Raw genomic sequence first — 14,096 nt, forward strand, 5'->3', positions numbered from 1 at the left:
TATTTACGTTTGATCTCAAGATGGTTTGTAATGGGCCGGACAATGTTACTAAAGCCTCCGGGAAACAACCAGGACCAGTCCCGGCGTTAGTTCACGGCAGCGATAATCGAATCCATGGGGACCGAACCAGCCGAGATAACCGGGCAGCGCCGTTTCCGCTCCGCGGATGACAGACGTCCGATCGACTAAACCGATCCGGCCCTGCGGTTTGAGAACCCTGTCCATTTCCGCCAGGGCAAGCAATTGCTGCTTATCGGACAAATGATGAAAAGAAAAGCTCGACGCAACAAAATCGAACTGCCCGTCCGTATAGGGGACCGCGAGAAAGTTGCCGATTTTGGTAGTCATGCGGGGGTACTTGGCTCTGCAGATGCGGAGCATTTCCCTGGATTGATCGACCCCGGCAACGACAGCGCCCGTATTCTGCAGCAGCCCTGCCAGATTGCCCGTACCGGTGCCCAGATCAAGCCCGTGTTCGCCAGGTTTCGGATTTATTTCCTTAACCAGTTCTTGCAAAGCTTGGCTGTAGTGGGGGTACTCGGTGTCCCCGCCGTACACACGCTCATCATGGGTGGAAGCAAGCTGGTCGAAGTTCCAGGCATCCCGCCAATTCAGCCGCAATTCTCTCTGAGATTTGGAGTTGGCCGCAAGCCGGTAGAAATCATCAAGAGGCATTGAACGGTTCTGCTGCAGCAGATGAATCATATGATCCGTCGTGTCCAGTGTGTGCCGCGTATCGAGCCACTGCCCGAACAGTACGGCCCGCTGAAGTTCCAGATAATGAAGCAACTCGTCATGATCGCCGCACTCGATCTTATCCAGAGCTCCTTGAATGTCGCTGAGCGTCATACCGGATTCCCGCAGGGCAACGATCGTCTGAAGCCGCCACAATTCCCTTTCCGTAAAAGTCCGGTAGCCGTTGTGGCCGCACTTGGCAGGTGAAATCAGCCCCTTTTCTTCATAAAAACGGATCGTACGCGTAGAAATTCCCAGACGCTGGGCGGCATCCTTAATTTGCATGGATATGCTCCTTGTTTTTTTGTTTATCGTAAACCTTTCCGTTACGTAAAGGTAAAGTATTTTTGTGACGACAACAAGAAGGGGATCTACCAGGCTCATATGCTCATCACTAGACTCATAGGAAAAAGATGCAGGCGAAACCGGGGATTTCGCAGTACAATAGGGGCGCGGAGATTCTTACGGACTTCTGACAACGCTGCGAGCGGATAAATAATTTTCTCCTTTGATTTTCTTGCAGTAAGATAGCGGGCTGGCAGGAAGAATTCATTCACGATACGGGATTTATGGTAGTAACAAGTGATAGGCTGAACAGAAAAGCAGAACAGAAAAGCAGAACGAAGTAAGATTTCACAACGTTATGATCGGGCGCCATAAAAAGACGGCTTCTTTGCCTGAAAGGTGAAAGGGGATGCAATCAGATGCGAATTGTAACCGCTGAAGAGATGTATGAGATTGACCGTAGAGCCGTTCATGAGATCGGAATCGGTGAGGACACGCTGATGGAAAGTGCCGGGCAAGCGGTGGCCCGTGTGCTTATGGACCGGTTTCCGGCTGAGGCGAGGATTGTCGTGCTGGCGGGAGCGGGAAATAACGGAGGAGACGGCATCGTCATCGCGCGCGTGCTGAAGAGTCATGGGCGCAGCGCCGAGCTGTGGCTTGTGCCGCCCAAGAACAAGCTGAGAGGGGCCGCCGCAGCTGCCCTGAACGTATATGAGAAGTCAGGATATGATTTCCGCGATTACGGTGAGGAGGAAGCTCTGCTGGACCGGGAGCTGGAGCAGGCATCGGTCATCGTCGATGCGCTGCTGGGGATCGGCGCCCAAGGCGATCTGCGCGAACCGTACCGCACGCTGATCACCAGACTCGATGCCCGGCGCGCAGCCGTGTACGCGGTTGATCTGCCAAGCGGCGTACCGGCGGACGGCGGCGCTGTGGAGAAGGTCGTGCGGGCGGATGCGACCGTCACGATCCAGTACCCCAAGCTGGGGGCGTTCACGCACCCGGCTGCTTCGTATTACGGCGAGAGAATTATCGCCGATATTGGCATTCCGCCGGCTGCCGCCGCCGGGCTTACAAGCCGCCGAAGCACATGGAGCCTGGCGGATGTGCGGCGAACGCTGCCCCGCCGGACAGACGCTTCGCACAAAGGCACGCATGGCCGCGCCCTGGTGGCAGGCGGCTCCCGGACGATGCCGGGCGCGGTGGTGCTCGCATCGAGAGCAGCCCTGCGCAGCGGAGCGGGCCTCGTCACGACGGCGCTGCCGGATGCGGTCCACGCCATCGCGGCCGGGCAGTACCCCGAAGCGATGTATATGCCATCGCCATCTTCGGAAGACGGCTTCTTTCGGGACGAGCTGCCGCTTGAAGCGGCCGGTGACTTCAATGCCATTGCAGTCGGCCCGGGACTCGGCAGGACGAGGGGGGCCCGGACTGTCGTAGAGCAGGTGCTGCGCCAGGAGACTGTAGTCGTCCTGGACGCCGATGCGCTGTTCCACGCGGCGGATCTGCTGCCGCTTCTCCGGCAGCGGAGCCGGCCGTTGGTGCTGACTCCCCATCCGGGCGAGATGGCCCGGTTGACAGGCCGCACGACCGAGGAAGTGGAGCTCGACCGTTTCGGCGTCTCTGCACGGCTGGCGGCGGACACCGGCGCCTATATCGTGCTGAAGGGACCCTACACGATCGTGACGGCCCCGGACGGTACCCAGCACGTGAACACGTCAGGCAACGCCGCCCTCGCCAAGGGAGGTTCCGGTGATGTGCTTACCGGTATCATCACGGCTTTTCTGATGCAGCACGCAAGTCCCATGGAGGCGATCAGCAACGCCGTGTTCGTGCATGGCCGGAGTGCTGAATTGCTGACGGCCGGGAGTCATTCGCTGCTGGATGTGCTGGCATCCGATGTGATTGAGGGCATTCCTGCCGTTCTTCGAGAAATTCTGGCCGAAACTTAAAGCCCTTTTTCTACTCTATTTAATATTCTATTAATCTTTCTCTCAATTTGAACTATTCCGGAAATTTACAGAAGTGGAGGGAAAAGCAGGATATTGCGGGGGAGGGGCGAATGAAACTAGAGATTAGTGATGTGAGGTTTGGAGGTTTTTTCATGCGTAAATGTTGTCTGATGATCGTTGTCTGTCTGATAGTTGGTATTTTTCCATTATCCGCATACGGAGCAGAAACACCTACTCTCAAAAAAGAAGGAGCCCCCCTAACCTATCAGCGAAAAGCCGTAACCGATGGGGCTATACCCGGACAAGTGCTTGTTAAATACAAGGACGGCCGGCCAGCTGACTCCATGGGAATTCGGGGTCTGGCTGAAAAAAGCGCACCTGCCTCTCACGATTCTAAATACATACAGCGCGTAGGTCCGAAAGGGCTTGTAACGATGGAGTTTCCTCAAAGCGAACCTGTATCGGACGTCCTTCAAGAGCTAAGTCAGGATCCTAATGTAGATTACGTCGAACCCGTGTATCCCGTATATGCGGCAGGCATCACACCTGGAACCGGTGCCCCGAACAGGGCTTCTACGGATTCCGCAGCCGTGGATGTTCCTGTCAAAGCCGCTACCTACCTGAGTGATCCGTTAATTGAACAGCAGTGGTGGTACCGGGCTATTCAGGCGGATTTGGCGGGTACGCCTGCAACTGACGAAGCTATGGCAGGTACCGTGATTGCCGTGATTGACACGGGTGTAGATACCTTTCATGATGATTTGAAAGAAAGCCGCATGGAGGGGTACAATCTCATCAGTAACAACACCGATACCCGCGACGATAATGGGCACGGCACGAATGTAGCAGGTATAGCGGCTGCTCTCAAGAACAACAAGATCGGTATTGCCGGTGTTGCCAGCGGTGCTAAGATTATGCCCGTTAAGGTGCTGGACAGCGAAGGTTTCGGCAGAAGCGATATTATAACGGAGGGCATTTACTGGGCTGTGGATCACGGAGCGGACGTGCTCAATCTGAGCTTAACCTCTTCAAGCAGTTCGCGTGCCATGGAAGAAGCGATCCAGTATGCCTTGCAGAAGGGCGTTGTCGTGGTGTCCGCATCCGGTAACGACAGTAACCACTGGATCGGCAACGATACAGGCGAACTCGACCATATCAAAGGCAGTGACGATCCGCTGGCGCACAGTTTCGTTAAGGATGTTGCTTTTCCGGCCCGTCTGCCGGGAGTTCTGGCGGTTGGAGCGGTTGACTGGTACCCGCACACCGAATTCATTGCGGCCGATTTCTCCAACACGGGCAACGCCTTAAGCGTTGTCGCTCCAGGTGTAGACATCAATAGCACGGACAAAGGAAACGCGTATACGCATAAAAATGGGACCTCATTGGCCGCCCCCATGGTTTCCGGATTAGCCGCCCTTATTCTGGCAGCCGATCCCGGACTGCGCAAGCTGCCGGCCGGGGAGAAAAGTGAGCGGATTTCGAGGATTATCGCAGAAACAGCGGCTGATCTCGGTGCTCCCGGGTTTGACTCTACTTTCGGATCGGGACTTATCGATGTGAAGAAAGCTATGGAGACCCCGCGGCTGATCTTGGAGCCCCGTAATAACTCGATGGCCAATGCCGCAGGTGAACTGGCGGCAGATATCCGTCTGGTCAATAAGGACGGTACTCTGGCCTCAAGCGTAACAGGTTCTGGCAAAATAGATGTGTTTGCCTATTCGTCCGGGAACGGACAGCCGCAATTTGTGCGGACGTTATCTTTCAGGGTGAGCGGGGGTAAAGCCAGCTTTACGTATAAACCTGAGAAATCCGGGAAATACTTGCTCGCTGCTTATAATGATGAATTAACTCCGCTGTGGGTAAGCGGGGAATCAATCTTTACCAAGCCTCCCGCAGCTCCGGCCGCAAGCATACAAGGTGGGACATACAGCGGTCCTCTGACCGTCTCCCTGTCCTCACCCGAGCCGGGAGCCAAGATTTATTACACGTTAAGCGGCGCGGCTCCGACGGAACAGTCGGCTTTGTACACGGGTCCGCTTGTTCTCTCACAAAGCCGGGCGCTCAGTGTCGTGACAGCTGTGGGCGGCGCAGTTAGCGAGGTCAGGACCTACCGGTATGAGATTACGGCCGGTACGGGCGGAAGCGGCAGTGGCAGCGGTTCAGCTCCAAACGAAGGCGGCAGTACCCTGCAGCCCCTGCCTGCGGGTACGGAGCGATTCGTGAATGCCAATGCGGAACTGGTTCAGGAGAACGGGTATCCCATTCTTATACTGAAAGTCGCGGACAGTGAAATTCAGCCGCTGCTGACGGATGCGGCGGTTAAAGAAATCGGCATACGGGCACTTTCGGCTAAGGATGGCGTTCAACTGGGCACTAAAGTTCAACTTCCTTCCGCGTTGTTCGCTGCCGGCCAGACTAAGCCGGTCGTGATCATCACCGATGAAGCGTCTGTCCGTCTGGAACCGGACTCTCTGAGGGTTGATTCGGACGAGACTGTGACCGTATCCCTGGTCCGGGCCCACGCTAACGAGAGTCTGACAACGGCATATCCGGTCGGAGGTTCGCCGAAATCTCCTCTTCTGCAGATTGGGATTACGGCGGGTCAACGCCAGATAGCCAAGCTTCAGAAGCCGATGACCGTCACGATGGCTCATCAGCCTGCCGACGCCGGGACAGATCCGGAGAAGATGGGAACCTTCCTGTATTCGGCGGACGAACAGAAATGGTCTTATACAGCCGGCTATGATGCAGACAACCGTAGCACCTTTACGGTCAGTGAACTGACCTACGCAGCGGTCTTTGCCGTTAACCGCACATTCCTCGATATGAGCGGCCACTGGGCCAGAAGAGCCGTTGAAGTGCTCGCTGCCAAGCAGATCGTCGACGGGATGGACGAGAACCGTTTCGTCCCTCAGTCGGGAGTGACGCGGGCGCAGTTTGCGGCCATGCTGGCACGGATGCTCCAGCTCCCGGAAGCGCCGGTACAGAGTAACCAGGCTTTCCGGGACGTTGCGCAGCGGGACTGGTTCGCGGATGCCGTCGCCCGGGCCTATAAGGCCGGACTCGTCTCCGGCGTGACCGATGACCGGTTTGCGCCGAACGACCCGATTACCCGGGAGCAGATGGCCGCGATGCTGGTGCGGGCCTATGCGTACCGCAGCGGGATGGATCCGGCTGCAATCGGCGTACCGCCGCACGCGGTCTTTGCGGATGAGCAGTCCGCCGGCGGCTGGGCCGTGCCGTTTCTGCGTCAAGCTCACATGCTGGGACTGATTGACGGCTACGAGAATGGCACGTTCCGTCCGCTCGGGGGCGCTACGCGTGCCGAATCGGCAAGTGTCATTTACAGGCTCGACAGCCGCCCGGATTAGATGAGGAATCTATGTGGTCAAAGCCTTTCTCCTGAAACGGGAGGCGGGCTTTTTTCTTTTTTACCAATAAGGAATGTAGTTACATCCCGAACTTAACGCAAGAGCTGTGCTTACGGATAAAAGGAGAGAGGGCTGAGCATGGAGGAAACGGATACAAGGGATTCTTTTGAAGAACGGAAGAAGAATTGCGCGGAATAAGTGCCCTAAGTGTGTGCATAAGCCGCAGAAAACGCTGCTAAAAAGGAGGACGGGAAACTTCTTTGCAGGTTGAACTCTCCGTTTGTTATGGGTATGATGGAATACAAATACCAAAATGGAACACGACAACGATTCCCGGCTAATACAGAAAGGTTGATCCGTATGGAGAACAAGACGAATATCAACACGAATTTTATTAAAAGCATCGTGACCGATGATCTCAAGGAAGGCCGTGTTAACAGCGTTGTGACCCGGTTTCCTCCGGAGCCTAACGGTTACCTGCATATCGGTCATGCCAAATCGATCTGCCTGAATTTCGAGCTGGCGGATGAGTTGGGCGGTAAGACGAATCTGCGATTTGACGATACCAATCCGATTAAGGAAGACGCAGAGTTCGTAAGGTCCATCAAGGAGGACGTCGAGTGGCTCGGTTTCGAGTGGGACGGCCTGTTTTTTGCATCGGATTATTTTGATTTTATGTATGAGAAAGCCCGGCTTCTGATTCGTAAAGGGAAAGCTTACGTGTGCCAGCTGAATGCGGATGAAATTCGCGAGAGCCGCGGCACGCTGACTCAGCCCGGCAAAGAAAGCCCTTATCGCAACCGTCCGGAGGAAGAGAGTCTTGATCTGTTCGACCGGATGCGCAAAGGGGAGTTCAAGGACGGTGAAATGGTGCTGCGCGCCAAAATCGACATGAGTTCGCCGAACATTAACCTGCGTGATCCGATCCTTTACCGTATTTCGCATACACACCATCATAATACCGGGGATACCTGGTGCATTTACCCGATGTACGCGTTCGCTCACCCGCTCGAAGATGCCCATGAAGGGGTCACTCACTCGATTTGTACGCTCGAATTCGAAGATCAGCGTCCTCTGTACGACTGGGTGATCCAAGAGTGTGAGACGGAACACGTACCTCATCAATACGAGTTTGCCAAGCTCAAACTGACTGATACCATCATGGGCAAAAGGTACCTCAAGCAGATGGTGGATGAAGGTGTCGTGGACGGATGGGACGATCCGAGAATGCCGACGGTTTCGGGGCTCCGCCGCCGCGGATTCACGCCGGAGTCTATCCGCAATTTCTGCCGCGAAATTGGTGTGACCAAGAGCGACAGCACCGTGGACGTAAAGTACCTGGAGCATTTTATCCGGGAAGACCTGAAATTGAAAGCACCCCGCACCATGGGCGTGCTGAAGCCGCTCAAAGTTGTTATTACCAATTACCCGGAAGGTCAAGTCGAAATGCTGGATGCGGAGATCAACTCCGAGAATCCGGAGATGGGCATCCGCCAAATTCCGTTCTCCCGTGAGATTTATATCGAGCAGGACGATTTTATGGAAAATCCCCCGAGCAAATATTTCCGGTTATTTCCCGGCAATGAAGTACGCCTCAAGCATGCGTATTTCATCAAATGCGAGGAAGTGATCAAGGACGAAGCGGGCAGCGTGATTGAACTTCGCTGCACCTATGATCCCGAGACGAAGAGTGGAAGCGGATTTACAGGCCGTAAAGTAAAAGGCACAATTCACTGGGTTGAAGCGACGAAGGCGCTGCCGGCCGAATTCCGCCTCTATGAGCCGCTTGTTCTCCCCAAACAGGAAGATGCGGAAGAGGAGCAGTCGTTCCTTGACCGGATCAACCCGAACTCGCTTGAAGTGGTGCAAGGTTTTGTGGAGCCGAATATGAAGGATGTTGCTCCGAATGACAAGTTTCAATTTTTCCGTCACGGCTACTTCAACGTCGATTCTAAAGCCACAACGGAAGAGAAGCCGGTCTTCAACCAGACGGTTTCTCTTAAAAGCTCTTTCGTTATCTAAGGAACTGTGCAATTCCAATATGCTGTTGCTGTAGAAAAAGCTATAGAAAAAAGCCTTGTGACTCCGCTCCCCAGAGACGGACACAAGGCTTTTGCTGCATGATGGGAAGTGATTGAATCGGCGGCAGGAGCCGCTTATAGGAAGGCCATCGCGATAAATCCGGTGACAATACCGATTAACGCGACCATGCCTGCCACGAACCACAGCGCCCGTGCCGGGAAAGCTTTGCGGACCATGAAGAGTGAAGGCAGGCTGACAGCCGGAAGTGTCATCATCAGAGCGGCTGCGGGTCCGCTGCCGAGTCCGAGGGACATCATCGTTTTGGCGATGGGAATCTCGGCCGCTGTCGGAATGACGAACAGCGTACCTGCCAGTGCAAGACCGATCAGCACGAGAATGCTGCTGCCGATTGCGGGATCGATGGCGGGGAACAGCCACGCGCGTACAGCGCCGAGCAGAAAGACGGCAATGAAATACACGGGAATGACTGTCCAGAACATCGACCACAATGTCTTCATCCAGCGGACGGTAACGGAGCCGCTATACGGTTTAGGCCCCGGGGTTTCCGGAAGTTCGGCTGTTACTTTGTCATCGTCATGGACAAGACGCCCTGCCCAGTGCGAAACGCCGAAGACAAGCACAATCCCCGCAAGAATACGCAGGACCGCGAATTTCCATCCGAGCACGAAGCCCATGAAAATAATCGTAGCGGGATTCAGTACCGGATTGCCGATCCAGAACGCGAGCGCCGCACCGACGGAGCCGGACTGCTTGCGCATTCCGACTGCAACCGGAGCAGCGCAGCAGGAGCACATCATGCCGGGCATGGAGCTGATGCCGCCGGCCACCGTGCTTCCGAAGGTACGCTTGCCGAAGAAACGCTTCATCCAGTCGCGCGGCAGCAGTACCTGGATCAGCGAGCCGAGGACGATACCGAGAATGGCCGCCTTCCATACGGCTTTGAAGTAAATAACCGAGTAATCCCAGGCTGCGGCCAGCGAAGGCTCCGGGGTCGTGGCTAGAATCGAGCCGCCGATGTCGTGATTCGTCGCGGCCAGAATGGCTTTGTGGAAATAGGGCTCCCACTTCACATAGAATAAGCCGCCTATAAAGACAGCCAGAAACAATAACGGCTTCCAGTAGGCAAAGCGCGGTTTGCCGTCAGGAGAAGCCGGTAGAGGAGTTGTATTCACGTCACGTCCACACCTTTCTAGAAAAACCTGATAGCTACTATAGCATAATTCCGGCGGGAAAAGAACGAATCAGCTAGAGGCAGAATGGATTTAATAATGGGAATTCGCCCGGTAATCAGCAAGCCCCCAAGGATATGGAATCCCTTGGGGGCTTGCTCTAGTTAATGCTGCATTATTTAATTTCAATAAGTCGTGAAGCCGAACATATCCTGCAGACGGTAAAGACCCCGCTTGATCCACACCGTTTTATCTTCGTAGGCTTCATATTCAAGCGAGTACTCCGCATCCCGGTTGTTCCATATCCGGTCCCAGTACTGATCGAGGTCCTGGACGATTTTACTGCCCGCCGGAGCGGTGATCTCCACGTTGGTCTCAAGATTCAGATCGTCCAGATTCCGCGGTGTAAAATTGGCGGAACCGCCGTTGATGACGGCTGATCCGGTTTGGCTGCGGATGTACATCATTTTGGTGTGGTACTGTTCTTCCTTCGTGTTGTACCACCTCACTTCGATCTTGCCCTTCGATTTGCGGAGCAGCTCAGCGGCAACCGGACGGTTCGGAATGCCGATCTTGCTGCGGCCGAACGCATTCTCATTGGGATCGAGCAGCAGCTGCACATGGGCTCCGCGCTCGGAGGCGCGAAGCAGCCGGTCCATGACTTGGCGGTCCGCCAAATAGAACATGCCCATGCGGATTTCGTCCCCCGGCTGCGCTTCTTCGATGGCTTTGAGAAGCCGGGAGTATATTTTGCCTTCGGTCAATAACCGCGCGGTAACCGGATTGCCTGATTCCGCCTCGGCACGGCTGCTGGAAGCCCCGCTGCCAGATTTATTGCCGCCGCCGCTTACCTTATCCAGAACAGGAAGTTTAGGTCCTCCTGACATATCGGATGCGGCCTGCTCGGTTGCGAGTACCTCGGCAATAAAACCGCTGCTGCCCTTAATTTCGAAGCCGATGTTCGAATTGTTAAAGCTGGCATCATGAGGATTGGCCGAGAGCAGGAGAACCGTCTGATCCGTTGCGACAACTTTCCGGTGGTTCGCCTTGACGTTGAACAATTTCAAATACGAACGGAGCGTTACCTTGGGCGCATTATCGGCCATCGGATTCGGCAGCCAGCCCTCTCCCGACTGACCGAACCACTGCAGGCCGATCCGCCAGAAGGCGGAATAAAGAGGCACGGAGTCCCGGAGCGGTACCGTATCCGTGTAGACTACACTAATGCCCGCTTTCTTAAGCCGGTCGATTTCCGGAGCCGGGTGCGAACCGTACGTCGTGTTTACTTCGTCCGTAACGACGGCGATTTGCAGGTCCGGGTTCTTTTGCTTCGCTTCCAGGAGCTGATCCGTCATCTTGTCGCTTAAAGGAGGGAACGACTGATCCTCATGGTAGTACCCGTTGAAGAGAAACATGTCGATCACAACAAACTTCTTCGCTTCCGCAATGGCCCGGCCCACTCTATCGAAGATCATCTGTTCCTGCTGATACCCGCCTTCTTTTTGAAAAGATAAATCATACAGAAAGTCCACGTTGTCGGCCTGGTACGCTTCTCCCTCGAATGAAAGTCCGGGCGGCAGAGGTTTATTGGTATGAATCGTTGCTACGATACCGCCCCACATACATAAAATCAGGACAACGATACCGATCCACAGCCATTTTGAGGCCAGCCAGCTCGTGCTCTTATCCTGAGAAGGGACAGGCGGATTGCCGGATTGAGGCTCCGTTATTTTAGTAGGCTGCATATGTCTTTACTCCCGGTCACAGTTTGGATAGCCGAGTCTGCCCAATGAAACGGTTGAACCGGCAAGCATCTACCCGGCGCGGATTGATGCAAACCCGTGATTCGCTGGTTGAACACTTGCGGTTTCGGTTCAGGGCAGACTGAGCGCTATATATTACCGAGTACTTACCGCAGCGGGGCCACATTGAAGCAGGGGAGTTGTGGAAATTTGCGAAACTGTGCTAGTTCCGGAATGAAATCGATTCCGCGGCATGGCGTACCTTCTGTACAAAAACTTCGACTGCCTTGGAACCTTCTAACGATGCAGAACGGACAATCGCGAACGAACGGGTCAGTTTGCTGCCCCCGATCCCGATATCGACAATTTCTCCGGCCTCAAGTTCCCTGCGGACAATCCAGCGGGACAAAAAGGCGATTCCCAGACCGGCCGCAACCGCTTCCTTGATGCTCTGGCTGCTGCTGAACATGAAGGATCTTCCGACACGGAGGTTCCACTCGGCGATTAACTGGTCGCTGAAATTGCGCGTGCCCGAGCCCGTCTCGCGCCATACCCACGTCTGATCCTGCAGAGCATGAAGGTTAAAGGGCTTATGGGCAAGCGGGTGATCGTGCGGCGCGACGAGAATCATCTCATCTTCCATGAAGGGCTCCACGGACAGGTCACTTGCATCTGTATGGCCTTCAATCAGGCCGATATGAAATTGATCGTGCCGGACTCCATGAACGACTTCAACGGTATTGGCGATGGTCGAGTGGATATCGACTTGTGGGTACTGCTTGGCGTAATCCGCGAGTAGACGAGGCAGAATATATTCACCGATGGTAAAACTCGCGCCAATGCGGAGAGAGCCCGTCACCACGTGCTTGAGCGCATCGATCTCTTGGCGTGCCTCATCATAGAGGCGGAGGATCTTACGGGCACGCGTGTAAAGAAGCTCGCCGGCTTCCGTTAACTGGACGCGTTTGGGTGAGCGGTTAATCAGTTTCGAATCGAATTCCTGTTCCAGGCTCCGGATATGCTGGCTAACGCCCGGTTGTGAAATATTAAGGGCTTCCGCAGCCCTGGAAAAATTCCTGTGTTCGGCAACCGCTGCAAATACGCGCAGATGATCGACAATCATGCCTTCCTGCCTCCGTTCGTAAGGGGGCTTAGCTTTCCCTAAGAAGAACTTTCCTGTCAAAAGGGAGGCCGCCGCACTTCATAACGATATTGTATCATAAGTAAATGTAATGATTGAGATCGTGTATTCGTATTTCCTATTCCAGAGGAACGCTTCTATAGTTAAGGCATGAAAGACACGCAGAACATCCGGCAGCCAGTCACAAGAATGGAGTGATTCATCATGAAAACAACGATACAGGTCCGGGCACTTGGGCTAAAAATAAAAAATGGCATTATGCACGCTAAGCATGTTGAATATGAAGGCAGCTTGCCTCCAGATAACAGAGATGCCTGCAAACCGTCCGTTTCGGCATTCAAGGAACAAAATCCCGGCATCCGCCCGCAGCAAGCGGAACCCGCGGATGCGACAGCAGGTGTCACAGCCGGTTCCCCTGAGGAGGATGCTTCCGCTTCCTCGCCGCGGAGCCCGCTGAAACGCATGAGCGAGCTCCTGCCCGGAATCGGTATGACCCTGATCATCGCTCTCTTGGCCAAAGCATTGGCACAGCTCCCTGGGGCGGGAATGATCGGGCAGCTCGTTCTGGCACTCCTGCTCGGCATCGTCTGGCGCGCCGCACTGCCGGTTCCGGCTCCGGCCTCAGCCGGTCTGGCATTCGCCAGCAAGAAGCTGCTCCGCTGGGGAATCATCCTGCTCGGCATGAGGCTCAGTCTTGCCGATGTGGTCCAGGCGGGTCCCGCTGTGTTCGCCGCGGCGGCAGTCAACATCGTCTTCGCCATCGCGGTCGTGTACGCCATCGCGCGGCGGATGAAGGTCGGGCCGGAGCTGGCCATGCTGGCGGCCTGCGGGACCGGGATTTGCGGCGCCGCGGCTATAGCCGGCGTGTCTCCGCAAATCAAGGCCAGTGACGACGACACGGCTGTCGGCGTCACGGTCATTGCCTTACTCGGCACACTGTTTACGGTCGCGTATACCCTCGCGTATCCGCTGCTGGGCTTCACGCCTGCCGAGTACGGGCTGTTCTCCGGCGCGACGCTTCACGAGATCGCGCATGTAGTAGCCGCAGCCGCACCGGGCGGCAGCGCATCGGTCGACGCCGCGCTCGTCTCGAAGCTGACGCGCGTTGCCCTGCTGGCGCCGGTGGCTCTTGCGCTGGGCGTATGGGCGGCCCGGCGTGATCGCCGCAGCAGCGCAGGCGGCACAGTCGCCGCCGGGCAGCCGGACGGCACACCGCGCAAAGCGGGCGTGCCGGTGCCCTGGTTCATCGGCGGCTTCCTGCTCGCCGCCGGATTGAACACGCTCGGCATCGTGCCCGCAGGTGCTGCCGCAACCGCCGTTCAGGGCGCATACCTGCTCATCGCGATGGCGATGGCCGGGCTTGGCCTTAACGTAAACCTGGCGGTCTTCCGCCGCCATGGCGTACGCGCCGCAGGTGCTGTGCTGCTCGGCTCGGTGCTGTTGTCGGCGCTCGGCATCGCGGAAGTTTACATCCTGCGGATGGTCGGCTAGGCGGGCAGGCAGGGAGGACGTACAGATTAGGGCTCGACTTGTCTCTGCATGCGCCTCATCTGGCGCCGTTTTACCGGGCATGCTGATCCCGGGTGTATCGTTAGCGCTGAATGGAGGCTAACGAACTCCGATTTATACGAAGCGCCGTTAAGCTTCAATAGCAGATT

General features: G+C 55.7%; 8 protein-coding genes. 4 read left to right on the forward strand and 4 right to left on the reverse strand.

The genetic code is table 11. The features are described 5' to 3' along the window. Positions 1 to 48 precede the first annotated feature (48 nt). Positions 49 to 1,020: a MerR family transcriptional regulator gene (locus tag EDM21_RS19420; protein ID WP_157338103.1), complete on the reverse strand. Its 972-nt coding sequence runs from the start codon at positions 1,018 to 1,020 to the stop codon at positions 49 to 51. Between the two features lie 419 nt (positions 1,021 to 1,439). On the opposite strand from EDM21_RS19420, the gene EDM21_RS19425 reads away from it, so the two are divergent. The 3 genes from EDM21_RS19425 to EDM21_RS19435 all read left to right on the forward strand — a co-directional run bounded on the left by EDM21_RS19425 (position 1,440) and on the right by EDM21_RS19435 (position 8,365). After that, positions 1,440 to 2,972, forward strand: a complete 1,533-nt coding sequence (locus EDM21_RS19425) for an NAD(P)H-hydrate dehydratase (protein ID WP_157338104.1) — start codon at positions 1,440 to 1,442, stop codon at positions 2,970 to 2,972. Between the two features lie 152 nt (positions 2,973 to 3,124). Next, positions 3,125 to 6,343, forward strand: coding sequence for a S8 family serine peptidase (locus EDM21_RS19430; RefSeq protein WP_157338105.1), 3,219 nt, complete (start codon positions 3,125 to 3,127; stop codon positions 6,341 to 6,343). Between the two features lie 360 nt (positions 6,344 to 6,703). After that, complete coding sequence (locus tag EDM21_RS19435) at positions 6,704 to 8,365, forward strand: glutamine--tRNA ligase/YqeY domain fusion protein (protein ID WP_157338106.1); 1,662 nt, start codon at positions 6,704 to 6,706, stop codon at positions 8,363 to 8,365. Positions 8,366 to 8,499: 134 nt separating this feature from the next. On the opposite strand, the gene EDM21_RS19440 is transcribed toward EDM21_RS19435, so the two are convergent. The 3 genes from EDM21_RS19440 to EDM21_RS19450 form a co-directional block, all read right to left on the reverse strand. After that, positions 8,500 to 9,558, reverse strand: a complete 1,059-nt coding sequence (locus tag EDM21_RS19440; RefSeq protein ID WP_166542095.1) for a permease — start codon at positions 9,556 to 9,558, stop codon at positions 8,500 to 8,502. 182 nt (positions 9,559 to 9,740) lie between these two features. After that, on the reverse strand, positions 9,741 to 11,300 hold the full coding sequence (locus tag EDM21_RS19445; protein ID WP_157338107.1) for a phospholipase D family protein: 1,560 nt from the start codon (positions 11,298 to 11,300) through the stop codon (positions 9,741 to 9,743). 220 nt (positions 11,301 to 11,520) lie between these two features. Next, positions 11,521 to 12,420 carry a LysR family transcriptional regulator gene (locus tag EDM21_RS19450; protein ID WP_157338108.1) on the reverse strand — a complete coding sequence of 300 codons (900 nt, stop codon included), beginning with the start codon at positions 12,418 to 12,420 and terminating at the stop codon, positions 11,521 to 11,523. Between the two features lie 222 nt (positions 12,421 to 12,642). Between EDM21_RS19450 and EDM21_RS19455 the strand changes: the two genes are divergently transcribed. Beyond that, a complete protein-coding gene (locus tag EDM21_RS19455) occupies positions 12,643 to 13,929 on the forward strand; it encodes a YeiH family protein (RefSeq protein WP_235918277.1) in 1,287 nt (428 codons plus the stop codon). Positions 13,930 to 14,096 lie beyond the last annotated feature (167 nt).

This window comes from Paenibacillus lutrae, from assembly GCF_009757775.1.
GTDB lineage: Bacteria > Bacillota > Bacilli > Paenibacillales > NBRC-103111 > Paenibacillus_F > Paenibacillus_F lutrae.

Bases quoted from the DNA above. Each gene is read 5' to 3' on its own strand.
- EDM21_RS19420 (WP_157338103.1), bottom strand. From the start codon at position 1,020: ATGCAAATTAAGGATGCCGCCCAGCGTCTGGGAATTTCTACGCGTACG.
- EDM21_RS19425 (WP_157338104.1), top strand. From the start codon at position 1,440: ATGCGAATTGTAACCGCTGAAGAGATGTATGAGATTGACCGTAGAGCC.
- EDM21_RS19455 (WP_235918277.1), top strand. From the start codon at position 12,643: ATGAAAACAACGATACAGGTCCGGGCACTTGGGCTAAAAATAAAAAAT.
- EDM21_RS19430 (WP_157338105.1), top strand. From the start codon at position 3,125: ATGCGTAAATGTTGTCTGATGATCGTTGTCTGTCTGATAGTTGGTATT.
- EDM21_RS19435 (WP_157338106.1), top strand. From the start codon at position 6,704: ATGGAGAACAAGACGAATATCAACACGAATTTTATTAAAAGCATCGTG.
- EDM21_RS19450 (WP_157338108.1), bottom strand. From the start codon at position 12,420: ATGATTGTCGATCATCTGCGCGTATTTGCAGCGGTTGCCGAACACAGG.
- EDM21_RS19445 (WP_157338107.1), bottom strand. From the start codon at position 11,300: ATGCAGCCTACTAAAATAACGGAGCCTCAATCCGGCAATCCGCCTGTC.